This is a genomic window from Pseudomonas sessilinigenes (assembly GCF_003850565.1).
Lineage (GTDB): Bacteria > Pseudomonadota > Gammaproteobacteria > Pseudomonadales > Pseudomonadaceae > Aquipseudomonas > Aquipseudomonas sessilinigenes.
Genome location: NZ_CP027706.1, coordinates 2,453,002 through 2,478,172 on the forward strand (window position 1 = coordinate 2,453,002; position 25,171 = coordinate 2,478,172).

The following is a 25,171-nucleotide window of genomic DNA, read 5'->3' on the forward strand; positions in this document are numbered from 1 at the left end:
TTGCCTGGATAATCTCGCACAAACACGCAGAATCGGGCATCAACATGCAAAACCTGCATTCCATCGCTGAACTGCCGTCCCTGCGCCGGCAAAAGATCCTCCTGCTGCTCGAGCGCGACGGCAAGGTCATGGCCGCCGAGCTGAGCCGGCATTTTTCGGTCTCCGAGGACACCATCCGCCGCGACCTGGCGGAGCTGGATGCCGCTGGCCTGGTGCAACGGGTCCACGGTGGCGCGCTGCCCCGGCCCAAGGACAGTGGCAAGGATTACTTCACCCGGGTAGGCGAGACCGACGCGGTGAAGATGCGCCTGGCGCAGTTCGCCGCACAGTGGGTGCAGGAGGGGCAGACGGTGTTGTTCGACTCCGGCTCCACCACCTTGCACATCGCCCGCTCGCTGCCCCGGGATATGGGCCTGACTGCGGTCACCGCCTCGCCGCTGATCGCCGTGGCCCTGGCCGAATACCCCAGGGTCCGAGTGATCCTGGCCGGCGGCCAACTCAATCCATCGACATTGGCTGCCAGCGGCCATGAAGCGCTGCGGATGCTCCAGGGGATCAAGGCCGACCTGTTGTTCACCGGGGTCTGCGCGATCCACCCGGAGATCGGCATCAGCTCCCTGCATTTCGATGAAGTGCCGATCAAGCAGGCGATGTTCGACAGCGCCGCGCAAGTGATCGCCGTGACCACCGCCGACAAGCTCGGGGCCATGGAGCCTTTTGTCGTGGCGCCCTGCAACCGCCTGCACCGGCTGGTTACAGAGCGGGAAGTGGCGAGCGCAGAGCTCGAAGGCTATCGACAGCAGGGAGTCGAGGTACTGCAGGTCTGACCCTTGGCAGTTACCAGAGCAGGGCTGCTACTTCGTCGAACCTGTCCGCCACTTTCAGGAACGTCTGCGCCCAGCCGCTGCTGAGGCTGACTTCCTGCAGCGGACCGGTGACGGCGAAGAGCACCGCCACACTCGACCGCTCGGGCACCCTTCCGGCCCGCAGGGTGGCGATCAGCCCGAGCAACTCGGCGCTAGCCTGCTCCTGTCCGGTCCAGCTGGACCAGCAGAAATCGTTGTCGGGCAGCGACACCAGCTCCAGCGCGGCTTCTAGTACAAGGATCAGTGCTTCGCGGGGCTGGCTGCGGTCCAAGCCCTGGTGCAGCAGTTGCTGGGTGCGATGCAGATCCATGGGTCAGCCTCTGGGGCAAAGGGTATCGGCTTGCTGGCTCATCCACTGCGCCATCTGCCGCAAGCGGCTGCTGAAACCGGCATCGGCGGGACTTGTCGCTTCGGCGGCTTGGCGGAACTCGTCGATGGCCGCCTTCATTTGTGGGTAGCGCCGCACAAACAGCTGGGCATGCTCATCCAGGCTGCGGGGCCAGCTCGGTTCCTGCTCCGGGCGCAGCAGGTTGGTCGCGCGAAGGAGCTTGCGCGAGGCCTCGCGTTGCAGGCGCAGGGTCTGCCCAGGTGTTGGCGCGTGGTCGATGCGCGTGGCGTAGTCGTTCAGCACCGCAAGAAAATCGCCGTTCACCGCCAGGGCTATTTCCCGGCTGGGCTTGAACGGGGCGAAGCGCTGGCGCAGGTCCTCGCCCAGCAGGCAGCGACAATGATGCTTGAGCCAATAACCCCAGCTGGGGCGATTCTCGCTGGCCAGGACTTGTTCCAGGTGGCCGATATCGAAATCGATCTTCGACACCTCGGGGTGCCGCGCCTGTAATTGCAGGCGCAGCTGTTCCAGCTCATCGAGCAGGCCCGGGGCAGGTGGCTGTCGCAGGATGAGGGCGAGGTCCAGGTCGGAGATTCCAACCCGGGCCTCGCCCCGGGCCACGCTGCCGTACAGGTAGAGGCTGTGCAGCGTTGGCTGGCCCAGGCTGTGGCACAGCTCATCGAGCAAGGCACCGAACCCAGGTTGCAGGGGCGGCTCGGGAGGCAACTTGATCAAGCCTTCGGCATCGACGCCGAACGTATTGGGCATTTGCATGGGATGGCCTGCGAGAAAAAACCAGCGCCAGCTTAACAGGCTGCGGCGGGTCGCTTGGCGCCTGCCGCAATCTTGCATCGCTCAGTTCTTGAAGGCCGAGTGCTTGCGGCCCTGGTCGCACAGGGCAAACACCACCACCAGCACCGCGGCAATGGCGAGGATGATCACCACGCCATCGGTGGAGTGGGTGGCCGAGGCGGTCACCAGCGACAGTGCGCCCAGCGGGGCCAGGCCACCGGCGATGGCGGTGCCGATCTCGCGCCCGGTGCCGAAGCCCGAGGAACGGGTTGCGGTGGGGAACTGGCGGCTGAGGAACGAGCCCTGGGGCGCGAACATCATCGGTGCCAGGATGCCGGTGCCGACCCCGATGGCCAGGTAGATCATCAGGCTGTCGCCGGTATTGAGCAGGGCCAGGAACGGGTAGGCGAACAGCACCGAGAACAGGCCGCCGAGGATCAGGACGGTCTTGCTGCTCCACTTGTCGCACAGCCAGCCGAAGAACGGTACGGCGACGATGGCCACCAGGCTGGCAATGGTCACCGACAGCGAGGTCACGTGCACGTCGACGTGCTTGTACTGGGTCAGGTAAGCCAGGGAGAAGGTCTTGAAGATGTAGCTCAGGGCGTTGTAGCCGATGGCCACGAAGAACACCACGGCCAGGCCCTTGAGGTCGTTCTTGAACAGTGCCTTGAGCGGCGAGGCCTGGGCCTTGCGGCTCTGCTGGTCCAGTTCCTTGAACTCCGGGGTTTCCGGAATGCTCTTGCGCACCCACAGGCCGACGCCCACCAGCACGATGCTGCACACGAAGGGAATGCGCCAGCCGCCGGCCAAGAGGAATTCGTTGCCGTTGATGGTCAGCAGGTAGATGGTCAGCGACGACAGCAGCAGGCCCAGGTTCAGCCCCAGTGCCGGCCAGGCGCCCTGGCTGCCGCGCTTGCCTTCGCTGGCGTGCTCGTAGGAGGTGACTGCCGCGCCGGACAGTTCGGCACCGGCACCCAGGCCCTGGATGATCCGGATCGCCACCAGGATGATCGGTGCCCAGATGCCGATCGAGGCGTAGCTGGGGATCAGGCCGATCAGCGCGGTGCACACGCCCATCAGGCAGAAGGTCAGCACCAGCACCTGCTTGCGCCCGAACTTGTCGCCCAGGTAGCCGAACAGCACGCCGCCGAAGGGGCGGGCGATAAAGCCGATGGCGAAGGTGGAGAACGACATCAGCATGGCGCTGTTGGGGTTGCTGGTATCGAAGAAGATCTTCGAGAAGACGATCGCCGCCATGGTGGCGTAGAGGTAGAAGTCGTACCACTCCAGCATCGAGCCGAAGATGGTGGCCGCCGCGACCTTGCGCAGGCGTTTCCTGGTTTGCTGTGGGGTTTCCGCTGCAGTAATGCTGGTTTCAACTGCGGTCATCGGGTGCATCCTCTTGGATCATTGTATTTATTGTCGGGTGACGCGAGCACGCGATCCTGCCGGCGTCGTCGAGGCGCCGGGCAACGCGAGTGCCAGGGTGTTTCAGCCGGCCTGGAAGATCCGGTCGGCGATCATCGAGCCAATGGGAATCGCCGAGGTGGCGGCGGGCGAGGGCGCGTTGCACACATGCAACATGCGCGAGGTTTCGGCGAACAGGAAATCGTGGACCAGGCTGCCATCGCGCATCACCGCCTGGGCGCGGATGCCCGCTTCGTAGGGCAGCAGGTCGCTGACTTCCAGGGACGGGCAATACTTGCGGCACTGCTCCAGGTAGCCGGACTTGAACAGCGAATTCTTCATCTCGGTGGTGCCGGAGCCGAGGTTCTGCCAGATGGTTTTCCAGAACCCGGGGAAGCTGGCGTATTGCGCGACATCGCGCCAGTTGATGGAGAACTTGCGGTAGTTTTCCCGGCCCAGGCCCAGCACCGCGTTGGGGCCGACGGTGACGCTACCGTCGATCATGCGGGTCAGGTGCACGCCGAGGAACGGCAGCTCCGGGTCGGGGATCGGGTAGATCAGGTGGTTGACGATGTCGTTCTTCGCCGCCGGCAGGCGGAAGTACTCACCGCGAAAGGGGATGATCTGGTGATCGATCCGCACCCCGGCCAGGGTCGCCAGGCGGTCGGACTGCAGGCCGGCGCAAGCCACCAGTTTCTTTGCCCGCCAGCTGCCGCCATGGGTGCCGACGGTGACGCTGTCGGCGTGCTCCTGGATGGCGGTGACGGTCTGGCCCAGGCAGATCTCGCCACCGGCGCGGCGGATCACCCGGGCCATGGTGTCGCACACCTCGCGATAGTCGACGATGCCGGTGGCGTCGAGGAACAGCCCGCCCAGGCCGACGATGTTCGGTTCGCGCTGGCGCAGTTGCTCGGCATCCAGGCGCTCGACCTTCAGGCCATTGAGCTGCGAGCGCTGGTACAAGGCTTCCATGCGCTGCACTTCCAGGGCATTGGAGGCCACCAGCACCTTGCCGCAAACCTCGAACTTGATCCCATGCTCGGTACAGAACTGCTTGGTGGCCTCGGCGCCGCGCTTGCACAGGTCGGCCTTGAGGCTGCCCGGCGCGTAGTAGATCCCGGCGTGGATCACGCCGCTGTTGTGCCCGGTCTGGTGCTTGGCCAGCACGCTTTCCTTTTCCAGGACCACCAGCGAAGCGCCGGGCTGGCGCTTGAGGATCTCCATCGCCGTGGCCAGTCCGACGATGCCGCCGCCGATGATGCAAAAGTCGTAGATCATGGTTCCAGGTGTCCGTATCAGTCTGGTTATCAGGTTGTCAGACTAAGTAGTCCGATAAAAACCGCAGGCTCGGCCTGCGGTCTGGCGTCAGTTGGGTCAGTCGAGGGTCGGCAACTCCAGGCCCAGGCGCTTGGCCGAGGCACGCAAATGGGCATCGGCACAGCCGGCGGCGGACTGGCGGTCACCGGCGGCGATGGCCTGGTACAGCGCCTGGTGTTCCTGGGCCGCATCGGCCGAGCCGCCGACCAGGCGCAGCGCCGAGTTTTCCCAGGCAGTCTTGCGGGCACTGGCCAGCTGGCTGCGCAGGAAGTCGTGGAAGGCCACGAAGTAATCGTTCTTGCTGGCTTCGGCAATGGCCCGGTGGAACGCTACGTCGGCCAGGGCCGCCGCTTCGAAATCACTGCGCTTGTCGTGCATTTCCTGTAGCGCGGCCTGCATGCGTTGCAGGTCGTCGGCGTCCCGGCGCTGGGCGGCGATCGACGCGGCCTGGGTCTCGATCCACAGGCGCATCTCGAACATCTGTGCCAGGTCCGCCAGGCGTCCCTCGCTCTGGGGGAAGCGGAACACCGTGCCGGCCGGGGTCTTGGAGATGTACGAACCCAGGCCACGGCGGGCAATCAGCACGCCATCGGCCTTGAGCTGGGCGATGGCCTCGCGCACCACCGAGCGGCTGACATTGAGCTGTTCAGCCAATTGCTGTTCGGTGGGCAGGCGCGACTCGGGAGCCAGTCGGCCGGAGTCGATCTCATTGCGGATGGCGTTGACGACCCGTACGACCAGAGAGTCGGGGCGCTGGAGTTCGAGCATGGGTAAACCTTGTAAGTCAGGTTGTCAGACAATAGCCGTGGCGAATTTTTCCTGTCAAGAAAAACCCGCGACAAGGCGCCGCATCAAGCCGTCAGGCGACAGCCGAAAATCAGGTCGTCGAAATCCTCGCCGCCCAGCTGGAAGGCCCGTTCGTCACGGCGCTGGAGGACGAAGCCGCATTTCTCCAGGACCTTGCAAGATGCCGCATTACCGTCGGTGACCGTGGCGATCAATTGCTTGATGCCCAGGGTGTGCCGGGCGTGCTCGATGACGGCGCGCAGGGATTCCACGGCCAGTCCCTTGCCTTGATGCTGCGGACGCAACAAGTAGCCGACCTCGGCCTCGGCGGCGTCGCCGTTGCTGATCCGCAGGCCGGTGAAACCCAGGCCCTCACCGCTGTGGCGGTCGTTGATCAGCAGGCACAGCCAGTGGGTCGAGTCCGTATTCCAGTGCGGCAGGCGCGAGGTGAAGCGCTCCTCGATCTGCGCTCGGGAAAGCGGGTCGCAGACATAGCGCAGGTTATCGGGGTCGCTGTGCAGGGTCAGGAACAGCTCCCAGTCATTGGCGTTGAGGGAGCGCAGGTGCAGGCGTTCGGTGTGCAGTTCCAGCATGGGGCGGTCCTTGTCCTCGGATTGGGCGGTGTTCTCACTCTACCGCTTCAGCGCCTGGGTTTAAGAAAACTCTGATCGCGCCAGAGTATTTTTCGCATAAGATCCCGGCCTGATTTCGCAAGGACAGGCAGGTAAGCGTGAATTGGGATGATCTGCGATTCTTCATTGCGGTCGCCAACGCCAGCAATATCACCGATGCCGGACAGGCGCTGAAGGTGTCGGCGGCCACGGTCTCGCGCAAGATCCAGATGCTGGAGCAGGCCTTGCACACGGCGCTGTTCCTGAAGACCACCCAGGGCTATTTCCTCACCGAGGCCGGCCGTGACTTGCTGCCCATGGCGCTCGAGACCCAGGAGCGCCTTGGCCAGATGGAGCGCCAGTTGGCCCGGCCCGGTGCGCGCATGGCCGGGGTGGTGCGCATCGATTGCCCGGAGCTGATGGGCAGCCACCTGTTGATCCCGGCCCTGGCGGCGTTTCGTGCGGGTCATCCAGAAATCCGTTTCGACTTCATCAATGCCGCGCACTCGGTCAAGCTCACCCAGAGCCACAGTGACCTGGTGCTGCGCCTGCACCGGCCAGAAGCCGGTAGCAACTTCACCTTGCGCAAGGTCGGCGCGCTGACCCAGGCGCTGTTCTGCTCCCCGGGGTATGCCCAGGCCCAGGGGTGTCCGCAAGCGCCCGAAGACTTGGCCCGGCATGGCTTGATCGGCTGGAACCAGGCCCTGGAGCATATGCCCCTGGCCCGCTGGCTGGACCAGCTCAGTGGCGGTCAGCCGCTGTGGATGAGTACCGCCAACCTGCAGGCGCAACTCCAGGCGGTGCAGGCCGGTCTGGGGATCGCCGCCTTGCCGGCCTATATCGCCGAACCCCTGGGGCTGTGCCGGGTGTTGCCGGATGTCCCGGCGCATCGGGCCGATATCTGGTTGCTGCGCAACCTGGCGACCCAGGGCCAGGAGCGGGTCGAGCACGTGGTGCAGTTCATCGATCGGGTGCTGCGCCAGCATGGCCTGCAAGACCACTGAGGCGGTCGGCTCAGGCCAGGCCATTGCGCAGGAAGATCCACGCCGCCACCCCCATCAGTAGCAAGCCGAACAGCACATTTTGCGCCTTGAGCAAGCCCGGCCTGGCACGTAGCAGCGGTTGCAGGCTCGAGCCCAGGCCCGCCCAGAGCAGGTGGCCGAACAGGTTCACCGCGATCAGCGCGGCGCTCAGCGTCACCACCGCCAGGCTGCCGGCACTGGTGGCCGGGCTGAAGGTGGAGAACATCACCAGCAGCATGACCAACCCTTGCACGTTGCCCAATTGCAACACCACGCCATCGCGGAACAACAGCGCCTGTTCTGGCTCGCCGGGCTTGCGCAGTGGTCGCAGCAACAGGCGCAGGCCGAGCCAGAAGATGTACAGGCTGCCGGCGATCCGTAGGCCCCGCAGCAGTTGCGGTTGCTGCGCCAGGCTGTGGTAGAGCCCGAGGCCCACCAGCAGGGCCAGCAGGAAGTAGGTCAGGTCCAGGCCGAGGATGAAGCGCAGGGAGCGGCGCACGCCGCTGCGGGCGCCGGAACTGGCCACCATCAGGTTGCCGGGGCCGGCACTCAGGGCCATGGGCAGCATGGTGGACAACCACAATGACCAGTTGATGTCGTGGATCGGGGGCACGCGCGATTCCTTGGAGGCAGTGCGGATTGCACCGGCGCCAGCTTAAGGCGGCGCCGGGGCAGGGGTTACCGCCAGGAATGCAAAGCGGTTTTTCAGGCCTGTCCGGCCTGCTCCAGGGCGTTGTGCAACCAGCTGCAGAAGCTGCGGGTCAGCGAGCTGCCTTCACTGTCGCGATGCACCAGCCAGGCCCAGGTCGGGCCGCGCACGCTCTGTTCGCACAGCGGCTGCAACTGGCCCTGGGCCCGGGCTTGCTGGGCCAGCAGTTGGCTGACCAGGGCAATGCCGTGGCCGGCGCAGGCGGCGTCCAGCAGCAATCCCGGGTCGGAGAAGTTCAGGCCGTTGTTGCGCTGGCCAACATCCGTGCCGCCTTCCACCACCCAGTGGCTCCAGTCCATTTCCCGTTCGCCATGCAAGGTGGTGCGCAGCGCCTGGGGCTGCTCCAGCAGGGACGGGTGGCAGGCCGGATAGAGCTGGTCGCTGTACAGCTCCAGGTAGCTGCATTCGGCCTGGGCGCTGAGGTCGTCGCGGATCGTCACGTCGATGGTCTGGGTGGTCATGTCCGGCGGCTCGAAACTGGTGAACAGCCATAGGTCCACCTCCGGGTGCAGGCGGTTGAATTCGCCCAGTCGCGGTAGCAGCCAGTGGCGGGCGAAGGCCGGGCTGGTGTTGACCACCAGTTGGTTGGGCTTGCGGTACTGCTCCAGGCGGCGAATGCCCACGGCCAGTTGCTGCAGCAGCGACTGGGTGGTGCTGCGCAGGTCATGCCCGGCATCGGTCAGGGTCACGCTGCGCCCGCTGCGGTAGAACAGCGGCTGTTCGAGGAAGGTTTCCAGGCTGCGGATCTGCTGGCTGATGGCCGATTGGGTCAGGTGCAGCTCCTGAGCCGCCTGGTGGAAGCTGCCCAGGCGCGCGGCCGCTTCGAAGCCGCGCAGGGCGTTCAGGGGAGGCCAGTGTTTTAACATTATCGATAAGCCCAGCTAATCAGAATTTCACTAAATCTATCGTTTGTTGCGGGATTTTCAAAGCCATAGCATGGGCGCCATTGGTTACACCGGTATTTGTTGGCTGATAACAAAACCTTAATCGAGAGGCGCGATTCCCATGCACAGCAATGACAGTCGAAACAGCGGTTGGCGGATGCCCGCCGAGTGGGTGCCCCACGCGGCGACCTGGATGGTCTGGCCCCATAACCAGGACCTGTGGGAGTCGGGCTGGGGCGTGACCCTGGCCGACGTACAGGCGGATTTCGCCCGGGTGGCCAATGCCATCGCACGTTTCGAGCCGGTCAAGCTGGTGGTCGATCCTTCGGCCCTGGAGAGCGCCCGGCGCCACTGCGGTGCCAACGTCGAGCGGGTGGTCCAGGCCGTGGACGACAGCTGGTGCCGCGACTCCGGGCCGAGTTTCGTCTGCCATCCCCAGCACGGGCTGGCCGGTGTCAGCTGGCGCTTCAATGCCTGGGGTGGCAAGTCGGCCCATGAGCTGGATCGCAGCCTGGCCCGGCGCCTGCTCGACCAGCTGGGGCTGGACTGCTTCGGTACCCACCTGGCCAACGAAGGCGGCGCCATCCATGTGGACGGCGAAGGCACCCTGATCACCACTGAGTCGGTACTGCTCAATCCCAATCGCAACCCGGGCCTGGGCAAGGCCGAGATGGAAGAGATCTTCGAGCGCCTGCTGGGGGTGAAGAAAACCATCTGGCTGCCCGGCGATCCGGACTACGTGACCGGCGACATGACCGATGGCCATGTCGATGGCGTCTGTGCCTTCGCCCGTCCCGGCCTGCTGCTGGTGGACGCCACCCATGACCAAGGCTCGGTGTACGCCGAAGTGGTGCGCGAGAACCGCCGTGCCCTGGAGTTGGCCCGGGATGCCCAGGGCCGAGCCTTCGAACTGGTGGAGCTGTTCGAAGCCACTGCCGCGGTGGACACCCAGGCCGAGGTGTTCTGCGCTTCCTATACCAACTTCTACATCGCCAACGGCGCGATCATCATGCCGGCCTACGGCATCGAGGCCGATCAGGTCGCGGCCCAGGTCCTGGCCAAGGCCTTCCCCGGGCGGCAAGTGGTGCCGGTGCAGATCAACCACCTGGCCCATGGCGGTGGTGGCGTGCATTGCATCACCCAGCAGCAACCGCGCTGGCCACTGGAGGTGTCGGCATGAGCAACTTGACCGTCGCAACGTTGCAGATGCCCTGTACCTGGGACCTGGCGGACAACCTCGAGCGTGCCGAGCAACTGGTGCGCGAGGCCGCGGCCCGCGGCGGGCAGGTGATCCTGCTGCAGGAGCTGTTCGCCACGCCGTACTTCTGCATCGAACAGCAGCACCGACACCTGGCACTGGCCGAAGAGTATGGCCAGAGCCGCATACTCAAGCGCTTTGCCGCCCTGGCCAAGGAGCTGGGGGTGGTGTTGCCGCTGAGCTGGTTCGAGCGGGCCGGCACTGCCTACTTCAATTCCCTGAGCGTGGCCGATGCCGACGGACGCCTGCTGGGGGTGTACCGCAAGACCCACATCCCCAACGCCATCGGTTACCAGGAGAAGGAGTACTTCAGCCCTGGCGACACCGGCTTCAAGGTCTGGGACACGGCGTTCGGCCGCCTGGGCGTGGGCATCTGCTGGGACCAGTGGTTCCCGGAAACCGCCCGTTGCCTGGCCTTGCAGGGCGCCGAGGTGCTGCTGTTCCCCACGGCGATCGGCTCGGAGCCTGGCGCGACCGACCTGGATTCACGGGATCACTGGCAGATGACCATGCGCGGGCACGCCGCGGCTAACCTGCTGCCGGTGGTGGCCGCCAACCGCGTCGGGCGAGAAGTGGCCCGCAGCGACTCAGAGTTGCACATGCAGTTCTACGGTTCCTCGTTCATCTGCGACCACAAGGGCCGGCTGCTGGCCGAGTCCGATCGCGACACCACCGGCATGCTCCTGCATGAGCTGGACCTGGCGGCCATGGCCGAGGAGCGGCGGACCTGGGGCATCTTCCGTGATCGTCGTCCGGAAATGTACGGGCCCTTGCTGAGCCTCGACGGCCAACACCTGCACTCACGCTGGAACCCTCGGGAGGCATGACCATGAACCGCATTGGCATATTGCGCCTCGGCGCGCTGGCTCTGGCATTGATGGCTGCGCAGGTCCAGGCCGCGCCTGAAGAAAAGACCCTGCGCCTGTACAACTGGGCCGACTACTTCGCCGAGGACACCCTGGCGCGTTTTACCGCCGAGACCGGGATCAAGGTGATCTATGACGTCATGGAAGGCAGCGAGGTCCTGGAGGCCAAGCTGATGACCGGCGGCAGCGGCTACGACCTGATCTTTCCCGGCGATACCGTGGCCGAGCGATTGATGCACGCCGGCAGCCTGCAGAGCCTCGACCCTGCCAAGCTGGCGCAGATGGACGACATCGAGCCCGGCCTGCAAGCCTTGCGCGTGCAGTACCCCAGGGCCAGCCAGGCCACGGTGCCCTATACCTGGGGCACCATCGGCCTGACCTACAACGCCGGGCAGATCGCCCAGCGCTTGCCCAATGCACCGGTCAACAGCCTGGACCTGCTGTTCAAGCCGGAACTGGCGGCGCATTTCGCCGATTGCGGGATCTCGGTGATCGACTCGCCCGACGAAGTCCTGGCGGTGGCGCTCAATTACCTGGGACGCGATCCGCGCAGCGCCAAGCCGGCAGACCTGCAAGCGGCTGGCGAGCTGCTGCTCAAGCTGCGCCCCTACATCCGCAAGTTCCAGTCGCAGCCGGTGACCGACCTGGTCAATGGCAACCTGTGCCTGTCCCTGGGCTACAGCGGCGATGTGACCCAGGCCCAGCGCGCCGCCGACGCGGCAGGCAAGAAGGTCGATTTCCAGTACCGCATCCCGCGCGAGGGCACCACGGTCTGGATGGACACCATGGCGATCCCCAAGGATGCCCGGCACCCGGAGTACGCCTATGCTTTCATCAACTTCGTCATGCGCCCGCAGAACATGGCGGCCATCAGCAACTTCACCGGCTACCCCACGGCCAACGCCAAGGCACGGCCGCAGATCGATCCACGGATGGTGGGCAACCCGGATATCTATCCTGATGCCGCGACCTTTGCCCGCCTGGTGCCGGGGCGCGATATTCCCCAGGCCGACATGCGGGCCCGAATGCGCATCTGGACCCAGTTCAAGACGGCTACGATAAAAGCACCGTGAGCCGTTCCACTTCATGCAATCCCCCTTGAGAGAAAGACCGATGTCGACCCGACGTACATTCATCAAACAGGCCTCGCTGCTGGCCGGTTTCGCCGCCGTGACTACCCTGGGCCTGGGCGCCCGTCGGGTCTTGGCCCAAGAACAGGAACAGGAGGACTGGGTCATGCCCGACGAAGGCGATCGTCACCAGCGGGCCTTCATGGCCTTCGGTGCCCAGGACGCGATCTGGGAAGACTTCACTGGCGATGTGCAGGAGGCCCAGGGCCGTATCGCCCGGGCGATTGCCGCCCATGAACCGCTGACCCTGTTCTGCCGCGAGCATGAGCGCGACCTGGCCGAGGAGCTGTGTGGCACTCGCAACGTCACCTATGTGATCACCGAGCTGGACGATATCTGGATGCGCGATATCGGCGCCAACTTCGTGCTCAACCCCCGCGGTGAATTGGGCGCGGTGGACTTCAACTTCAATGGCTGGGGCAACAAGCAGCGCCATTCCCGGGATGCGCGCCTGGCACGGCAGGTGGCCGATGGCGCGCGCGCTACCTACTTGCGCAGCGAACTGGTGGGCGAGGGCGGTGGTATCGAGGTGGATGGCCACGGCACCGGGATCATGACCGAGAGCAGCTGGATCAACCGCAATCGCAACCCCGACTGGAGCAAGGCCGATGTCGAGGCCGAGCTCAAGGCTTGCCTGGGGCTGCGCAAGATCATCTGGCTGCCGGGGATCAAGGGGCATGACATCACCGATGCCCACGTCGACTTCTATGCACGCTTCGCGGCTCCCGGGGTGGTGGTGGCCAACCTCGACAACGACCCGGATTCCTACGACTACGCGGTGACCCGCGCGCATCTGGATATCCTGCGCAACGCCACCGATGCCGATGGCCGCAAGCTCAAGGTACACACCCTGTCGCCACCCTTGAATCCGCGCAAGAGCCGTTTCAGCCGGGGCAACGAAGACTTCGCCGCGGGCTACATCAATTACTTCGTGATCAACGGCGCGGTGATCGCCCCGGAGTTCGGCGATCCCGTGGCCGACGCCAAGGCCCACGACTTGCTTAGCCAGCTCTACCCTGGGCGCGAGGTGGTGCAGCTGGATATCGATGCGATTGCCGCAGGTGGGGGTGGCATCCATTGCGTGACCCATCAATTGCCGGCGGCCTGAGCCTGGGCGAAACTTGAAAGTGGTCTGCTCTTGAATATGGAATTGGCCTGATAAGGCAGGCCGTTCTGCCCCTAAGCTGGCGCTCTTCGATACCCCCGCAAGGCCACGGTCTTGCGGGTTTTTCATGAGGAGCGTGTGATGAGCGAAAAACAGCAGGCGGTAACAGTACGTGCGATTCGGCCTGAAGACCGCGAACAATGGCAGGCGTTGTGGCTGGCCTACCAGGACTTCTACCAGGTGAACCTTTCGGAACAGGTGAGCCAACGCACTTTCGAGCGTTTCTTCGATCCCCAGGAGCCGGTGTACTCGGCGGTGGCGGTGCAAGGTGGCGAGTTGGTGGGGTTCGTCAACTCCGTGCTGCACCGTTCGACCTGGGCCACCACGGACTTCTGCTACCTGGAGGACCTCTACGTGGCGCCGCAGGTGCGTGGGGGCGGCACCGGCAAGCAGTTGATCGAGTGGGTCCAGGCCTTCGCCCGCCAGCACGATTGCGCTCGGCTGTACTGGCACACCCATGCCACCAACAAGCGCGCGCAAAAGCTCTATGACTGGGTGGCGGCCAATTCGGGGTTCATCGAATACCGGATGCCACTCTAAGCCCTCGCCGATCCTGGCGGCTCGTGCCGAGCTGGCGAGGCTGCGTCCGGGCGCGTAGCGGCCGTAAAAAGGACGATGCGGTCGATCAGCTGCGCCGCCAGGCCGACCCGGTGGTCGCCACGGCTACGCTGGCTGGTTGAACACCAGGGCCTTCAGGCCGCACTGCACGTCGGCATCGGGAAATTCCGGCGGATTGTCCAGGCGCTGTTCGAAATGCAGCCCTGGCGCGGCTTCGGCCATGCCGTCCAGCAGGAACTCCACGCTGAACGCCGGATCGTTCATGCAGGCCAGCACCCGGCCCGTCGGCGTCAGCAACTCCGGCAGGCGTCGCAGCACTCGCGCGTAGTCCTTGCTCAACACAAAGCTGCCTTTCTGGAAGGAGGGCGGGTCGATGATCACCAGATCGTAAGGGCCGCCTTGCTTGACCTTGCCCCAGGACTTGAACAGGTCATGGCCAAGGAAACTCACCCGGCCCAGGTCGTGGCCATTGAGCCGATGGTTGTCGCGACCACGGCTCAGGGCCGCCCGGGACATGTCGAGGTTGACCACTTTCTCGGCCCCGCCGGCGATCGCCGCCACCGAGAAACCGCAGGTGTAGGCGAACAGGTTCAGCACCCTCAGGCCTTGGGCATTGGCCCGCACCCAGTTGCGCCCGTAGCGCATGTCGAGGAACAAGCCGTTGTTCTGCTTGCTGCCCAGGTCCACCCGGTAGTCCAGGCCTTCCTCGGTGATGGTGCAGGACTCCACCGGCTCGCCCAGCAGCCATTCCCCCAGGCTGTCGGGCAGGTAGCGGTGTTGCAGCATCAGGCTGGTGGCGCCGCTGGCCTGCCATTGTGCGGTGGAGCCCAGTGCCACCAGCAGCTGTTTCAAGGCCGCCAGTTCCTCGGCTTGCACTTCCTTGAACAGCGACACCAGCACCACGCCTTGCAGCCAATCCACGGTCACCTGCTCCAGGCCCGGCCAGCAGCGCCCACGGCCGTGGAACAGGCGTCGGGTTTCCCTTGGGGCAATGGCCAGGGCATCGAGCAGGTGTTGGTTGAGGGTGGCGAGGGCTTGAGGGTTCATCGGCGCGACCAGCAATTTTTCGGGGCGGCATTTAACCACAATTGCCGGCCGGCGCGGTTCAGTCCAGGTGTTCCGGGCGGCCCATGGCTCGCCATTGCGCCAGCCGGCCAGCGAGCACCGGAGCCAGCAGGTCGTAGTTGCTCCAGCTGTTCTCCACCCGGTAGATCGTATCGGGGATTGGCGCCAGGAGCTGCTCATAGTCCTCGCTGTAGCGGCCGTTGCTGTCCTTTCCCGCATAGTAGGCAGCAGCGAAGGCATTGCCTTCGGCGTTGAAGTCTTCGTCGTAGAGTTTTTCATCGAGCATCTTGAACAGGAACTCACGGCCGTCGAGTTTGCGCGAACGTAGCTGCGCCAGTTCCTCGGCGGCATCTTCTTCAAGTTCTTCGCTGGCAAAGCCGTTGAGCAGCATCCAGGCCAGGAACAGGCCGATATGGGTGCCCCCGGCGCTCGGTGGCAGGTCGCTGGGGAAGTCACCGCCGTAGTGCCAGGAGGCGTCGTCGTATTTCATCGGGCATGGGTCCTTGTGTACATGCGATTCAAAGAAGGGTGTTTTCCCATTTCTCGGTGCCGGCCAGGCGGCGCTTGACGTTGTCGATCCGCCATTGCCCGGCCACCAGCTTGACCAGGAACCGGTGCTCGTAGCGCAGCCTGCGCGAAGCGGGGTCGCGGATCAGCACTTCGGCCTGGTTCGGCTTGAGCCGCTGGCAGGCCAGCAGTTCGTTGTCCTTCGAGTAGGTGGTGGGCGAGCCATAGGATGAGCGGGTATAGGCCCTGTCGCGCAGGGTGCAGAAGCGTTCCAGCAGTTGTTGGGGTTCGGTCCAGAAATCCTGATCCAGGCCGTTGCGAGCCTGGGCCTTGCCGCGCCGTTCCCAGGCTTCCAGGGCCAGGGTGTAGGCCCGCACCTGGGTGACCGGGTCGCTGCTGTGGACATCGGCCGGCAGATCCGGCCACGGCAGGTGCGGGGACGGTTGCGCTGGAGGCTGTTCCCCGGCACCGGCTTCTGCCAGCAACTGCATGATTCGCCCATGGCCTTTTTCTTCTGCCAGGGACCAGGCGTTGCGTTGCTGGAAGTCCAGGTGCTGGGGGTTGGCGCCGGCCTGGAGCAACAGGCTGACCATCTCCGCGTGGCCGCCCTGGGCGGCGTTCATCAAGGCGCTGCGCTGCAGGTCGGGGGAAGCCTGGTCCAGGGCCGCGCCGTGTTCGATCAGCAGCTTGGCGATGGCGCAATCGCCGTTGCCGGCCGCCCAGGACAGGGCGCTGTAGCCCAGGGCCTTGCAGGGTTGTTGCAGGTTGGCGCCGCGTTGCAGCAGCAGGGCCACGGCGGGCAGGCGCCCGGCGATGGTGGCGGCCAGCAGCGCGGTGCGGCCGGTGCCCTTGTGCTTCCATTCGATATCCGCGCCGGCATCCAGCAAGCGGGTCAGTGCAATGAGATCGCCGCGAGCGGCGGCTTTTTCCAGAAGGTGGGACAAGGTCGGGAATCCGTTCGATCAACTAAAAGACGCCAGGCAATGGTAACGCCGCAGTACGCGGGTTTGCCATGTCGGGTTCAGCGTGGACGCCTCGCAGAGCCCCGAGTAGGATGGCGCCTTCGCCCGCAAGCCATGCCAGGTGCTGCTGGGGCCAGAGCGTTTTGCCGTTGCCGACCGACCACTGTTCAAGCTGGAGTCCAGGATGTTCAACGCCATTGTGATCGATAAAGACACCGCAGGTTACCGCGCTGATTTGACGCAGTTGGAAGAAGCCCGGTTGCCCGTCGGCGATGTCAGCGTGCGGGTCGCGTACAGCACCCTGAACTACAAGGATGGCCTGGCGATCACCGGCAAGAGCCCGGTGGTACGGCAATTCCCCATGGTCCCGGGTATCGATCTGGCAGGTACGGTGGAGTCCAGTGCTCACCCCAGGTTCCGTCCTGGCGAGCAGGTGCTGCTCAATGGCTGGGGCGTGGGGGAAAGTCATTGGGGCGGTCTGGCGCAGAAGGCCCGGGTGCAGGGCGACTGGCTGATCCACCTGCCGCAAGCCTTCACTGCGCGCCAGGCCATGGCCATCGGCACGGCCGGCTACACCGCCATGCTCTGCCTGATCGCCCTGGAGCGTAACGGCCTGCGCCCGGGGCAGGGCGAGGTGCTGGTCACGGGTGCCAATGGGGGTGTCGGCAGCTTTGCCATCAGCCTGCTGGCGCGCCGGGGGTACTCGGTCATCGCCGCCACCGGCCGCCCGGAAGAGGCCGACTATCTGCGGCAACTGGGCGCCAGCCAGGTGATCGAGCGTGCCGAGCTGTCGCAGCCGGGACGGCCACTGGCCAAGGAGCGCTGGGTAGCGGCGATCGATTCGGTGGGCAGCCACACCCTGGCCAACGCCTGTGCCGGCACTGCCGCCGATGGCCTGGTGGCCGCCTGCGGACTGGCCCAGGGCATGGACTTCCCGGCCTCGGTGGCGCCGTTCATCCTGCGTGGGGTCAGCCTCCTGGGAATCAACAGCGTGACCCGGCCCTATCAGGAACGGGTCCATGCCTGGGAGCGATTGGCCGCCGAGCTCGACCTCGCTCACCTGGAGCTGATGATTCGCGAGGTGGCGCTGGGCGAAGCCATCGAGGTTGCCCATGAGCTGCTCGCTGGCACGATCCGTGGACGGGTCGTGGTCGATGTGAACCGCTGATCCCTCGCTGGCCGCGTATGCCCACGGTAGATCCGAGTGGGCGCCACGGCCGAGCCGCTGAACCGGACAACACCCGGTCGGCAAACTCCCCGGGCCCTTTGATGGCTCTTTCGCGTTCCTGATTCGAGGTTGCACGTTCATGTCCATGGCTCCCCAGCGACCACTCTGGCAGGTGTACCTGATCTTCCTGCTGCCCATGGTGCTGTCGAATTTTTTGCAGTCGTTTTCCGGCACCCTCAACGGGATCTACATCGGCCAACTGTTGGGGACCCAGGCCCTGGCGGCGGTGTCGGGGATGTTTCCCATCCTGTTCTTCTTCATCGCCCTGGTGATCGGCCTGGGGGCCGGGGCCTCGGTGCTGATCGGCCAGGCCTGGGGTGCCCGGGAGCTGGATACGGTCAAGTCGGTGGCCGGCAGCACCCTGTTGCTCGGGGCCCTGATCGGCCTGGTGGGGGCGCTGCTGGGCATGCTCTTCGCTCGCCCGGTGTTGCAGGGCCTGGGCACCCCGGCGGACGTGCTGGATGACGCGGTGGGTTATGCCCGGGTGATGATGCTGATCTTGCCATTGCTGCTGGTCTTCGTGCTCTTCACCCAGTTGCTGCGAGGGGTCAGCGATACCCTGTCGCCGTTGCTGGCGCTGATCGTCTCGACCCTGGTGGGCCTGCTCTTGACCCCGGCGCTGATCCGCGGCTGGCTGGGCTTGCCGCCCTTGGGGATCCAGAGCGCAGCCTTCGCCGGGCTGGCCAGCAACATCATCGCCATGGGCTTTCTGGTCTGGCGCCTGAGGGGCCAGACCCATCCACTGGCCTTCGACCGGACGCTGTTCGCGGCGTTGAGACTGGACCGGGCGATCCTGGCCAAGGTGCTGCGCATCGGCCTGCCCACCGGGGTGCAGATGGTGGTGATCTCGTTGTCCGAGCTGGTGATCCTGGCCCTGGTCAACCGCCACGGCTCCCAGGCAACCGCGGCTTATGGCGCGGTGACGCAGATCGTCAACTATGTGCAGTTCCCGGCGTTGTCGATCGCCATCACCGCCTCGATCCTCGGGGCCCAGGCCATCGGCGCCGGGCGCCTGGAGCGGATCACCCCGATCCTGCGCACCGGGCTGCTGATCAACCTGTGCCTGACCGGAGCCCTGGTGCTGCTGGGCTATCTGGTTTCCCACTGGCTGCTGGGGTTGTTCATCATCGAGCCGACGGCCCTGGCCCAGGCCGAGCACCTGTTGCACATCATGCTCTGGAGTCTGCTGGTGTTCGGTTTCCAGGCCGTGGTGGGCGGCATCATGCGCGCCAGCGGCACGGTGTTGATGCCGGTGGCGATCTCGATCTTCTGCATCCTCGGGGTGCAGTTGCCGGCGGCCTACCTGCTGGATGCGCATTTCGGCCTGCAAGGGGTGTGGATGGCGTTTCCGGTGGCCTACCTGGTGATGCTGGTGTTGCAGACCAGCTACTTCAAGCTGGTCTGGCGGCACAAGCAGATCCAGCGCCTGATTTGAGGCACCGGGCTCAACGCTTGGCGGCACCGGCTTGGCGCCGGTCCTGCCAACCGGTGATCACCAGGTACAGCAACGGGCCGATGGAGACAAAGACGGCGGTCAGCAACAGATAAGGCAAAACCGAGACTAGCGCCCGGTCACGGGCGCGGGCATCGCACAGCATCCACAGGCCGGCCAGGACGGCCATCAGGTACAGGTCGATCACCACCTGCGCGGTGTCCGGGCGCGACAGCAATTGCAAGCCGAACTGCAGCAGCGATTGCTCGGCCTGCATCAGGGTGAACAGGGTGTAGCCGCCGAAGGCCAGCAAGGCCAGGAGTGCAGGGTAGGGACGGGGCATGGTGTGGTTCTCGCTCAGTGGTGGGTGGGGACGGGAGTGCGGTCATGGCGACTCCCCAGGTCCAGCATCAGGTACCCGAAGCCGGCCAGGGCACAGGCGTAGATCAGTACCTGGGACGGTAGCGAGCCGAACAGGTACAGCGGGTGCTCTTGCAGGCGGTAGTGCAGCCCGGCGTGGACCACGAAAAAACCGGCCAGTGAGCGTCGGCTGATGCGCCGGATTCGCGCTTGTCGGTGCCCGGCCAGTAGCATCAGGGCGGCGCACAGTGGCACGTGCAAGGCGATGAACCAGCCTCGGCCCTGTGCCGGCTCCAGCGCGCGCAGGCCGTACAGCAGGCGCCATTCGGCCTGGGCCACGGCATCCAGTTCATGGCCGGCGAACAGGGCGACGGCCAGTATCCAGAGGATGTTTTTCACGGTGAAACTCCTTGAACAACCCAAGGCAAACAGGCTAAGTGGCAGGCGCGTCACCACTCAATGACCCCTGAGGTCATAGACAGCAGCGGGCGGATCCGCTGTGTTGCTCCTCCGATTCCCTTTCAAGGACTGAACCACCATGAGCCACCCGATCCTGCCTGCCGGCCCCGGCCGACTTATCCGTGCGGCCCGTGCCGACGATGTGCCGGCCATGCTCCAGTGCGATCTCTATGCCCAGGCCCATCCGGCCCGGGGCCAAGCGGTCGCTCGGGCGGTAGAGTGTGGCCAGGGCTGGGTCGAGATGGTTGGTGATAGCGTCGCGGGTTATCTGCTGCTCCAGCATGATTTCTTCGACCATGGTTTTGTCTCGCTGGTGGTCGTGGCCCCCGGGCAGCAACGCCAGGGGGTGGCGCTGCGCTTGCTCGAGGCTGCGGAGCGAGCCTGTCGCACGCCGCGTCTGTTCATCTCCACCAACCAGTCGAACCAGGCCGCCCGCGGGATGATCGCCAAGGCTGGTTTCCGTCCCAGCGGGGTGATCGAGAACCTCGACGAGCAAGACCCGGAGCTGATCTTCTTCAAACCGGTGGGTTGAACCGGATACTGTTCATGACCCTGCATAGGACGGTGCTACCCGTGTCCCGAGATCTTGAGCAAACCCCGGCCCAGCCCCTGCCGGTGGGGTTGCAGCTGCGCCAGTTGCGACAGCAAGCGCGCCTGAGCCAGTTGGACCTGGCGTTGCAGGCAGGTCTTTCACAGCGCCACCTGAGCTGCGTGGAGACCGGTCGTGCGCAACCCAGCCAAGGGTTGCTGCACCGCTTGCTGGACAACCTGCAAACCCCATTGGAAGTGCGCAATCGGGTGTTTCTCGCCGCCGGTTATGCGCCGCGCTATGCCGCCTTGCCCCTGAATGATCCGGGGCTGGCGCCAGTACGCACGGCATTGCTGCATTTGCTGGAGGCGAATAATCCGGCACCTGCGATCGTCATCGACAGTGGCTGGCAGGTGCTGGCGGCCAATCGCGCCACCGAGGCGTTGTTCCAGTGGCTGGGCCTGCCACGACAAGCGGTTGCCGAAGGTTTCAACCTGCTGGCGGCTCTGCTGGCTCCCGGTGGTTTCGGCGATTGCCTGGTCAACGCCGCGGAGATCCGCCAGGTGGCCTGGCAACGGGCCAGCCGCGAGGCCGGGCAGGATCCCGGGCTGGCAGCGTTGCTGGCCAGCCTGCCGTGTCCCGAGGTGTCGGCAATGGCCCCGGACCTGGCCTCGCCATTGCTATTGACCCGGGTCGCCGGGCCTCACGGCGAACTGAGCTTCCTGTCGACCTTCACCACCTTCGGCATGCCCCAGGACATCACCGTTGCCTCATTGCGTATCGAACACCTGATACCGGCCGACGAGGCGACCTGGCAGGCGCTGGCCCAGGCCTGTGCGCAGCAGGCTGCGGCGAACCTGGACTAGGTCGCCAGCGCCCGGCCAGGTTGGCGCACAACACCCCTCGGGGGCGCTACGGCGCCAGCGAGGACCATGCGGGTCAAGGTTGCGGCCACCGCGTCGATGTCTTGCTCGTGCGGCCCGTCTTTGCCGCGGATCAGGGCGATCTGCCAGCCCAGGGTGGGGTAGGTCTGGGTCGCCGAGCCGATGAACAGCAGCAGGTGTTCCGGAGCCACGGCCTGGATCAGGCCACGGGCCATCCAGTGGCGCAGGCAGGCGATCTCATCCTGGTTGCAGGCGTGCAGTTCGTTGCGCCAGGCCTCTGGCAACTGTTGGGCACCGTGCAGCAACTCGCTGCAGAAAATCTTCGAGCGCAAGGGGTAGGCCTGGACGATCTGCAATCGCGCAGCGATGTAGGCTGCCAGGGCCGTGGCCGGTGCGACCTCGCGGGACAACAGTGACGACGCCTGTTGCAGGGGCGCGCGCAGGGGCTCGAGGACCTCGGCGTAGAGGTTTTCCTTGGTATGGAAGTAGTAATAGAGGTTGGCCTTGGGGACCCCGGCCCGCAGCGCTATGTCCAGGGTCTGGCAGGCACTGAACCCCTTGGCGGCGAACTCGTTGCACGCCGCCTCGAGAATCAACTGCCGATGGCGTGAGCGGGACCGGCGTTCCCGGCTTGCCGGGGCTTTGCTGGAGGTCGATGGGGGTGCTGCAGGTGTCGTCGCGGGCGATGGTTTGCCGGCGTAGGGCGAGGGGTGAGGCATGGGGCAATCCCGGGGTTCGATATTCGCAATATACAAAAGTATATAGCGAAACCGTCATCCCTGGCCCAAGGCTGATAGGGGCCTTGGGCCAGGGCCCGCTCGTGGGGGCGTTCAGGAGCTGCGCTGGCGCCACCAGCGGCGTGCCAGGCAGCCGTAGACCGAAACGTTGACCAGCAGCACCAGGCCTCCCAGCCACAGCTGGATGCCTGGAGTCAGGCCGCTGGGGTAGATCAGCGGGATCAGGTAGTGCTCGATGAACCCGGCCTCATAACCCTGCTGGCCGGCGGCATGGCGCAGGAGGTTTTCCCAGCGGGTCAACGGGCACTCCAGGTGGCCGATTTCCACGGCCACGCCCCAGGCTGCCGCAGGCAGGTGCAGCAGCATCAGCCGGGGGTGGCGGAGCACCAGCAGGCCGCCGAGCATGACGAAAACGATGAATGACAGGTGGAACAGCACCAGGCTGTCGGCGGCAATGCGGTAGAGCATGAAGAGTCCTTGTGGGGAGAGAATCCGTGGCGGGGGCGCCGGCGGCGCAATATACCGGTGTTGCGCTACCTATACTGCAAAAAGGTCGGGAGACCGGGCCCGACGCTGCGTTGCCAGGAGGTACCCATCTTGTGCTCTCCGACAGTGCTCTGTGCGTACGCAAGATCAGTGGGCGTTGGCCTCGCGCTGCTGATCCTGGCCGGTTGCGCCAGCCGCGTGCCCGAACCGACGGTACAACCTGCGGTGGCCCCGGCCGTCTGGCTCCAGGTCGACAGTGAGCTGCTGGCGGCTTCGCGTTCCGCCACCGAGCAGGCCGAAGTCTACGCCCAGGGTTCCATGGAGCATTGGCGGACCCGGGTCTACCAGCAGACCGATGAAAACTTCCTGCCCTGGTTCAGCGGCTACTGGACCCAGGAATGGCTGTCGCTGAAGGTGGGCTGGTATTCGCTCAACAGCCGGGGCGACAGCGAGCAGGCTTCCAGGCGCCTGGCCGGTTACTTGCAGCAGCAATACCAGGAGCGAGTCCTGGAGCCGGTGGCACTGGAGATCGATGCCAGCCAGATCACTGCGCAAGCCATGGAATTCTATGTGCAGTTGCTGCGCCAGCAGGTGGCGTTGACCAGCCGCCGCCACCAATTGCCCGCACCGCAGCTGGACCAGCATCTGGAGCGGGTCACGGCCATCGACCTGGGCCCCGAGCCCGGCCAGCGAGCCACCCTTCGGCAGTTACTGCAAGTGGAGCCCATCGCCCGCTTACCGGTCTATGGCGCGCTGTTGCACAAGCTCCAGCCGCCTGCGCAGGCCGAGCCGGCCAGCACGACATCGGGCGTGCCCCGGGTGGCCGAGCAGACCAGCGAAAAACTCCAGGCCCAGTTTGCCGGGCGAGGCGTGGCCGGAGCTGTGGCAGCGGCCGTGGGACGGGTGGCGGGAGCGCTGATTTCGGTGGGTGTAGCCGGAGTCCGGGCGCTGGTGCAGGACAATGCGCGCCCGGACCTGCAGGCCGAGACCCGCCGCGATTTGGGAACCGCGTTCGATCAGGCCTGGCTCAAGCACCTGCACGATCCTGAGCACGGGGTCATGGCGGGGGTGTATTACCTGGGCCGGCAAATCGAAGGCCAGTTGCCGCCGCTGGAGCCCAATGGCAGTGATGCACAGCCGTGAAAGAAGGGCGGGTTGATGTGTACGAGCGTGTTGAAAAGCCGCGCCGCCTCGAATGGCGTCGCCAGGCCAGGGATGTGGTGAGAGAGCAGGCTCCCTCACCACAGAGGGTTCAGCTCACCACGCGATAGCAGGGCACGTAGGCGGCGCCGCCGGGCAGCTTCATGCGGTGCTGCTCGACGAAGGCTTTGAGCAGTTGGTCCAGCGGCTGCATGATCGTCGGGTCGCCATGGATGCTGTAGGGGCCTTTCTGCTCGATCAGGCGGATGCCCTGGTCCTTGACGTTACCGGCGACGATGCCGGAGAACGCCCGGCGCAGGTTGGCCGCCAGTTCGTGGGGAGGCAGGGCATGGCTGAGCTGCAGGTTGGCCATGTTCTCGTGGGTTGGATCGAACGGATGCTGGAAGCCTTCGTCGATCTTCAGCAGCCAGTTGAAATGGAAGGCGTCGTTGCGCTCGCGGCGGAACTGCTTGACGGTCTTCAGGCCCTCGGTCATCTGCCGCGCCACTTCGGCCGGGTTGTCGATGATGACCTGGTAGTGCTGGCTGGCCGCCTCGCCCAGGGTCGCCAGGACGAAGGCATTGAGTTGCTCCAGGTACGGAGCGGCGCTCTTGGGGCCGGTGAGGATCACCGGGAACGGCAGGTCGCGGTTGTCCGGGTGCATCAGGATGCCCAGCAGGTACAGGAACTCTTCGGCAGTGCCGGCGCCACCGGGGAAGATGATGATGCCGTGGCCGACCCGGACGAAGGCCTCCAGGCGCTTCTCGATGTCCGGCAGGATCACCAGTTCATTGACGATGGGGTTCGGCGCCTCGGCGGCGATGATGCCCGGCTCGGTCAGCCCCAGGTAGCGGCTGCTGCTCATGCGCTGCTTGGCGTGGGCGATGGTGGCGCCCTTCATGGGGCCCTTCATCACGCCGGGGCCACAACCGGTGCAGATGTCCAGCTTGCGCAGGCCCAGCTCGTGGCCGACTTTCTTGGTGTACTTGTATTCGTCGGTGTTGATCGAGTGGCCGCCCCAGCACACCACCATCTTCGGCTCTACGCCGGGGCGCAGGGTGCGGGCATTGCGCAGCAGGTGGAAGACGTAGTCGGTGATGCCCTGGGAGCTTTCCAGGTCGATGCGCTGGCTGTCCAGCTCATTGGCGGTGTAGACGATGTCGCGCAGGGCGCTGAACAGCATTTCCCGGGTGCTGGCGATCATCTCGCCATCGACGAAGGCATCGGCCGGGGCGTTCAGCAGCTCCAGGCGCACGCCGCGATCCTGCTGGTGAATGCGTACTTCGAAATCGTGGTAGGCGTCGAGGATGGTCTTGGCGTTGTCGACGTGGGCGCCGGTATTGAGGATGGCCAGGGCGCACTGGCGGAACAGCGTGTAGATGCTGCCGGAGCTGGCAGCGCTCAGTTGCTGCACTTCACGTTGCGAGAGGGTCTCCAGGCTGCCTTTCGGGCTGACCGAAGCATTGATCACATGTCTTTGCGGCATTCATCCATTTCCTGAAAGCGGCGCCACCGGACCTGCGGTCGCAGGTGGCGCACAAGAGCGGGGCAGTGAGCAGGATCGCCCGGTTCGGGCGGCCTGGTTGGCAACGGCTGGACAAGACAGCGCCACTCGCTGCACGGGTGTTCGCTGCTTGAATCTACCTCATGACGAACCGCCGTGGCGGGAAAAATGATGAG

At 65.2% G+C, this 25,171-nt stretch carries 28 protein-coding genes; 12 read left to right on the forward strand and 16 right to left on the reverse strand.

Translation table 11 applies throughout. The features are described 5' to 3' along the window. Nucleotides 1-44: 44 nt before the first annotated feature. Entirely contained in the window at nt 45-827 is a 783-nt protein-coding gene (locus tag C4K39_RS11505) for a DeoR/GlpR family DNA-binding transcription regulator (protein WP_124346406.1), read from the forward strand. Between the two features lie 10 nt (nt 828-837). On the opposite strand, the gene C4K39_RS11510 is transcribed toward C4K39_RS11505, so the two are convergent. The 6 genes from C4K39_RS11510 to C4K39_RS11535 all read right to left on the reverse strand — a co-directional run bounded on the left by C4K39_RS11510 (nt 838) and on the right by C4K39_RS11535 (nt 6,092). Continuing rightward, complete coding sequence (locus C4K39_RS11510; RefSeq protein WP_124346407.1) at nt 838-1,176, reverse strand: hypothetical protein; 339 nt, start codon at nt 1,174-1,176, stop codon at nt 838-840. 3 nt (nt 1,177-1,179) lie between these two features. Next, entirely contained in the window at nt 1,180-1,968 is a 789-nt protein-coding gene (locus C4K39_RS11515; RefSeq protein WP_124346408.1) for a nucleotidyltransferase family protein, read from the reverse strand. 81 nt (nt 1,969-2,049) lie between these two features. Next, nucleotides 2,050-3,378, reverse strand: a complete 1,329-nt coding sequence (locus C4K39_RS11520) for an MFS transporter (protein WP_124346409.1) — start codon at nt 3,376-3,378, stop codon at nt 2,050-2,052. A gap of 102 nt (nt 3,379-3,480) precedes the next feature. Further along, the gene (gene lhgO / locus C4K39_RS11525) at nt 3,481-4,674 is read right to left on the reverse strand and encodes an L-2-hydroxyglutarate oxidase (protein ID WP_068586886.1); all 1,194 of its coding nucleotides are present in this window, start codon (nt 4,672-4,674) and stop codon (nt 3,481-3,483) included. Nucleotides 4,675-4,770: 96 nt separating this feature from the next. Continuing rightward, entirely contained in the window at nt 4,771-5,481 is a 711-nt protein-coding gene (locus tag C4K39_RS11530) for a FadR/GntR family transcriptional regulator (protein ID WP_124346410.1), read from the reverse strand. An 83-nt stretch (nt 5,482-5,564) separates the two neighbouring features. After that, nucleotides 5,565-6,092, reverse strand: a complete 528-nt coding sequence (locus C4K39_RS11535; protein WP_068586885.1) for a GNAT family N-acetyltransferase — start codon at nt 6,090-6,092, stop codon at nt 5,565-5,567. A 137-nt stretch (nt 6,093-6,229) separates the two neighbouring features. On the opposite strand from C4K39_RS11535, the gene C4K39_RS11540 reads away from it, so the two are divergent. Further along, nucleotides 6,230-7,114, forward strand: coding sequence for a LysR family transcriptional regulator (locus C4K39_RS11540; RefSeq protein WP_124346411.1), 885 nt, complete (start codon nt 6,230-6,232; stop codon nt 7,112-7,114). Nucleotides 7,115-7,124: 10 nt separating this feature from the next. Here the strand turns inward: C4K39_RS11540 and C4K39_RS11545 are convergent, their stop codons facing one another. Both C4K39_RS11545 and C4K39_RS11550 read right to left on the reverse strand, forming a co-directional pair. Then, entirely contained in the window at nt 7,125-7,745 is a 621-nt protein-coding gene (locus C4K39_RS11545) for a LysE family translocator (RefSeq protein ID WP_124346412.1), read from the reverse strand. Nucleotides 7,746-7,837: 92 nt separating this feature from the next. Then, nucleotides 7,838-8,707, reverse strand: a complete 870-nt coding sequence (locus C4K39_RS11550) for a LysR substrate-binding domain-containing protein (RefSeq protein WP_124346413.1) — start codon at nt 8,705-8,707, stop codon at nt 7,838-7,840. 139 nt (nt 8,708-8,846) lie between these two features. Here C4K39_RS11550 and C4K39_RS11555 point away from each other — a divergent pair, with 139 nt between their 5' ends. From C4K39_RS11555 to C4K39_RS11575, 5 genes are all read left to right on the forward strand, one after another. Beyond that, the gene (locus C4K39_RS11555; RefSeq protein ID WP_068586877.1) at nt 8,847-9,905 is read left to right on the forward strand and encodes an agmatine deiminase family protein; all 1,059 of its coding nucleotides are present in this window, start codon (nt 8,847-8,849) and stop codon (nt 9,903-9,905) included. After that, entirely contained in the window at nt 9,902-10,810 is a 909-nt protein-coding gene (aguB, locus tag C4K39_RS11560) for an N-carbamoylputrescine amidase (RefSeq protein ID WP_124346414.1), read from the forward strand. The genes C4K39_RS11555 and aguB overlap by 4 nt, the downstream gene beginning before the upstream one ends. 2 nt (nt 10,811-10,812) lie before the next feature. Next, nucleotides 10,813-11,922 (forward strand): extracellular solute-binding protein, encoded by a 1,110-nt coding sequence (locus C4K39_RS11565; RefSeq protein ID WP_124346415.1) that lies wholly within the window; start codon nt 10,813-10,815, stop codon nt 11,920-11,922. Between the two features lie 40 nt (nt 11,923-11,962). Then, entirely contained in the window at nt 11,963-13,087 is a 1,125-nt protein-coding gene (locus C4K39_RS11570) for an agmatine deiminase family protein (protein WP_124346416.1), read from the forward strand. A gap of 138 nt (nt 13,088-13,225) precedes the next feature. Beyond that, the gene (locus C4K39_RS11575; protein ID WP_124346417.1) at nt 13,226-13,684 is read left to right on the forward strand and encodes a GNAT family N-acetyltransferase; all 459 of its coding nucleotides are present in this window, start codon (nt 13,226-13,228) and stop codon (nt 13,682-13,684) included. 123 nt (nt 13,685-13,807) lie between these two features. Here the strand turns inward: C4K39_RS11575 and C4K39_RS11580 are convergent, their stop codons facing one another. The 3 genes from C4K39_RS11580 to C4K39_RS11590 are packed head-to-tail and all read right to left on the reverse strand — an operon-like array spanning nt 13,808 to nt 16,218. Beyond that, nucleotides 13,808-14,749, reverse strand: coding sequence for a class I SAM-dependent methyltransferase (locus C4K39_RS11580; protein WP_068586869.1), 942 nt, complete (start codon nt 14,747-14,749; stop codon nt 13,808-13,810). Nucleotides 14,750-14,807: 58 nt separating this feature from the next. After that, entirely contained in the window at nt 14,808-15,257 is a 450-nt protein-coding gene (locus tag C4K39_RS11585; RefSeq protein WP_124346418.1) for a DUF7832 domain-containing protein, read from the reverse strand. Nucleotides 15,258-15,285: 28 nt separating this feature from the next. Then, on the reverse strand, nt 15,286-16,218 hold the full coding sequence (locus C4K39_RS11590; protein WP_124346419.1) for an ankyrin repeat domain-containing protein: 933 nt from the start codon (nt 16,216-16,218) through the stop codon (nt 15,286-15,288). Nucleotides 16,219-16,420: 202 nt separating this feature from the next. Here C4K39_RS11590 and acuI point away from each other — a divergent pair, with 202 nt between their 5' ends. Beyond that, nucleotides 16,421-17,404 carry an acrylyl-CoA reductase (NADPH) gene (gene acuI / locus C4K39_RS11595; RefSeq protein ID WP_124346420.1) on the forward strand — a complete coding sequence of 328 codons (984 nt, stop codon included), beginning with the start codon at nt 16,421-16,423 and terminating at the stop codon, nt 17,402-17,404. 139 nt (nt 17,405-17,543) lie between these two features. Beyond that, nucleotides 17,544-18,899, forward strand: coding sequence for an MATE family efflux transporter (locus C4K39_RS11600; RefSeq protein WP_124346421.1), 1,356 nt, complete (start codon nt 17,544-17,546; stop codon nt 18,897-18,899). Between the two features lie 10 nt (nt 18,900-18,909). Here C4K39_RS11600 and C4K39_RS11605 read toward each other — a convergent pair whose 3' ends face one another. Both C4K39_RS11605 and C4K39_RS11610 read right to left on the reverse strand, forming a co-directional pair. Next, on the reverse strand, nt 18,910-19,239 hold the full coding sequence (locus C4K39_RS11605; protein ID WP_124346422.1) for a DUF2834 domain-containing protein: 330 nt from the start codon (nt 19,237-19,239) through the stop codon (nt 18,910-18,912). 14 nt (nt 19,240-19,253) lie between these two features. Further along, nucleotides 19,254-19,655 carry a DUF6713 family protein gene (locus tag C4K39_RS11610; protein WP_164487276.1) on the reverse strand — a complete coding sequence of 134 codons (402 nt, stop codon included), beginning with the start codon at nt 19,653-19,655 and terminating at the stop codon, nt 19,254-19,256. A 139-nt stretch (nt 19,656-19,794) separates the two neighbouring features. On the opposite strand from C4K39_RS11610, the gene C4K39_RS11615 reads away from it, so the two are divergent. Further along, entirely contained in the window at nt 19,795-20,247 is a 453-nt protein-coding gene (locus C4K39_RS11615; RefSeq protein ID WP_068586854.1) for a GNAT family N-acetyltransferase, read from the forward strand. Between the two features lie 41 nt (nt 20,248-20,288). Continuing rightward, nucleotides 20,289-21,110: a helix-turn-helix transcriptional regulator gene (locus tag C4K39_RS11620; RefSeq protein ID WP_225926572.1), complete on the forward strand. Its 822-nt coding sequence runs from the start codon at nt 20,289-20,291 to the stop codon at nt 21,108-21,110. Here C4K39_RS11620 and C4K39_RS11625 read toward each other — a convergent pair. Together C4K39_RS11625 and C4K39_RS11630 are read right to left on the reverse strand one after the other, a co-directional pair. After that, the gene (locus tag C4K39_RS11625) at nt 21,107-21,847 is read right to left on the reverse strand and encodes a TetR/AcrR family transcriptional regulator (protein ID WP_124346425.1); all 741 of its coding nucleotides are present in this window, start codon (nt 21,845-21,847) and stop codon (nt 21,107-21,109) included. The genes C4K39_RS11620 and C4K39_RS11625 overlap by 4 nt on opposite strands. A 111-nt stretch (nt 21,848-21,958) precedes the next feature. Continuing rightward, nucleotides 21,959-22,333: a DUF2784 domain-containing protein gene (locus C4K39_RS11630; protein WP_068586848.1), complete on the reverse strand. Its 375-nt coding sequence runs from the start codon at nt 22,331-22,333 to the stop codon at nt 21,959-21,961. A 168-nt stretch (nt 22,334-22,501) separates the two neighbouring features. Between C4K39_RS11630 and C4K39_RS11635 the strand changes: the two genes are divergently transcribed. Next, nucleotides 22,502-23,494, forward strand: a complete 993-nt coding sequence (locus C4K39_RS11635; RefSeq protein ID WP_124346426.1) for a hypothetical protein — start codon at nt 22,502-22,504, stop codon at nt 23,492-23,494. 109 nt (nt 23,495-23,603) lie between these two features. Here C4K39_RS11635 and ppnN read toward each other — a convergent pair whose 3' ends face one another. After that, a complete protein-coding gene (gene ppnN / locus C4K39_RS11640; RefSeq protein ID WP_068586823.1) occupies nt 23,604-24,977 on the reverse strand; it encodes a nucleotide 5'-monophosphate nucleosidase PpnN in 1,374 nt (457 codons plus the stop codon). Nucleotides 24,978-25,171 lie beyond the last annotated feature (194 nt).

What these genes read in the sequence shown, in the direction of transcription:
- C4K39_RS11565 (WP_124346415.1), top strand. Translation starts at nt 10,813, where the DNA reads ATGAACCGCATTGGCATATTGCGCCTCGGCGCGCTGGCTCTGGCATTG.
- C4K39_RS11510 (WP_124346407.1), bottom strand. Translation starts at nt 1,176, where the DNA reads ATGGATCTGCATCGCACCCAGCAACTGCTGCACCAGGGCTTGGACCGC.
- ppnN (WP_068586823.1), bottom strand. Translation starts at nt 24,977, where the DNA reads ATGCCGCAAAGACATGTGATCAATGCTTCGGTCAGCCCGAAAGGCAGC.
- C4K39_RS11625 (WP_124346425.1), bottom strand. Translation starts at nt 21,847, where the DNA reads ATGCCTCACCCCTCGCCCTACGCCGGCAAACCATCGCCCGCGACGACA.
- C4K39_RS11575 (WP_124346417.1), top strand. Translation starts at nt 13,226, where the DNA reads ATGAGCGAAAAACAGCAGGCGGTAACAGTACGTGCGATTCGGCCTGAA.
- C4K39_RS11600 (WP_124346421.1), top strand. Translation starts at nt 17,544, where the DNA reads ATGTCCATGGCTCCCCAGCGACCACTCTGGCAGGTGTACCTGATCTTC.
- C4K39_RS11515 (WP_124346408.1), bottom strand. Translation starts at nt 1,968, where the DNA reads ATGCAAATGCCCAATACGTTCGGCGTCGATGCCGAAGGCTTGATCAAG.
- C4K39_RS11520 (WP_124346409.1), bottom strand. Translation starts at nt 3,378, where the DNA reads ATGACCGCAGTTGAAACCAGCATTACTGCAGCGGAAACCCCACAGCAA.
- C4K39_RS11630 (WP_068586848.1), bottom strand. Translation starts at nt 22,333, where the DNA reads ATGCTCTACCGCATTGCCGCCGACAGCCTGGTGCTGTTCCACCTGTCA.
- C4K39_RS11580 (WP_068586869.1), bottom strand. Translation starts at nt 14,749, where the DNA reads ATGAACCCTCAAGCCCTCGCCACCCTCAACCAACACCTGCTCGATGCC.
- C4K39_RS11615 (WP_068586854.1), top strand. Translation starts at nt 19,795, where the DNA reads ATGAGCCACCCGATCCTGCCTGCCGGCCCCGGCCGACTTATCCGTGCG.
- C4K39_RS11605 (WP_124346422.1), bottom strand. Translation starts at nt 19,239, where the DNA reads ATGCCCCGTCCCTACCCTGCACTCCTGGCCTTGCTGGCCTTCGGCGGC.
- C4K39_RS11585 (WP_124346418.1), bottom strand. Translation starts at nt 15,257, where the DNA reads ATGAAATACGACGACGCCTCCTGGCACTACGGCGGTGACTTCCCCAGC.
- lhgO (WP_068586886.1), bottom strand. Translation starts at nt 4,674, where the DNA reads ATGATCTACGACTTTTGCATCATCGGCGGCGGCATCGTCGGACTGGCC.
- C4K39_RS11570 (WP_124346416.1), top strand. Translation starts at nt 11,963, where the DNA reads ATGTCGACCCGACGTACATTCATCAAACAGGCCTCGCTGCTGGCCGGT.
- C4K39_RS11530 (WP_124346410.1), bottom strand. Translation starts at nt 5,481, where the DNA reads ATGCTCGAACTCCAGCGCCCCGACTCTCTGGTCGTACGGGTCGTCAAC.
- C4K39_RS11550 (WP_124346413.1), bottom strand. Translation starts at nt 8,707, where the DNA reads ATGTTAAAACACTGGCCTCCCCTGAACGCCCTGCGCGGCTTCGAAGCG.
- C4K39_RS11505 (WP_124346406.1), top strand. Translation starts at nt 45, where the DNA reads ATGCAAAACCTGCATTCCATCGCTGAACTGCCGTCCCTGCGCCGGCAA.
- aguB (WP_124346414.1), top strand. Translation starts at nt 9,902, where the DNA reads ATGAGCAACTTGACCGTCGCAACGTTGCAGATGCCCTGTACCTGGGAC.
- acuI (WP_124346420.1), top strand. Translation starts at nt 16,421, where the DNA reads ATGTTCAACGCCATTGTGATCGATAAAGACACCGCAGGTTACCGCGCT.
- C4K39_RS11535 (WP_068586885.1), bottom strand. Translation starts at nt 6,092, where the DNA reads ATGCTGGAACTGCACACCGAACGCCTGCACCTGCGCTCCCTCAACGCC.
- C4K39_RS11555 (WP_068586877.1), top strand. Translation starts at nt 8,847, where the DNA reads ATGCACAGCAATGACAGTCGAAACAGCGGTTGGCGGATGCCCGCCGAG.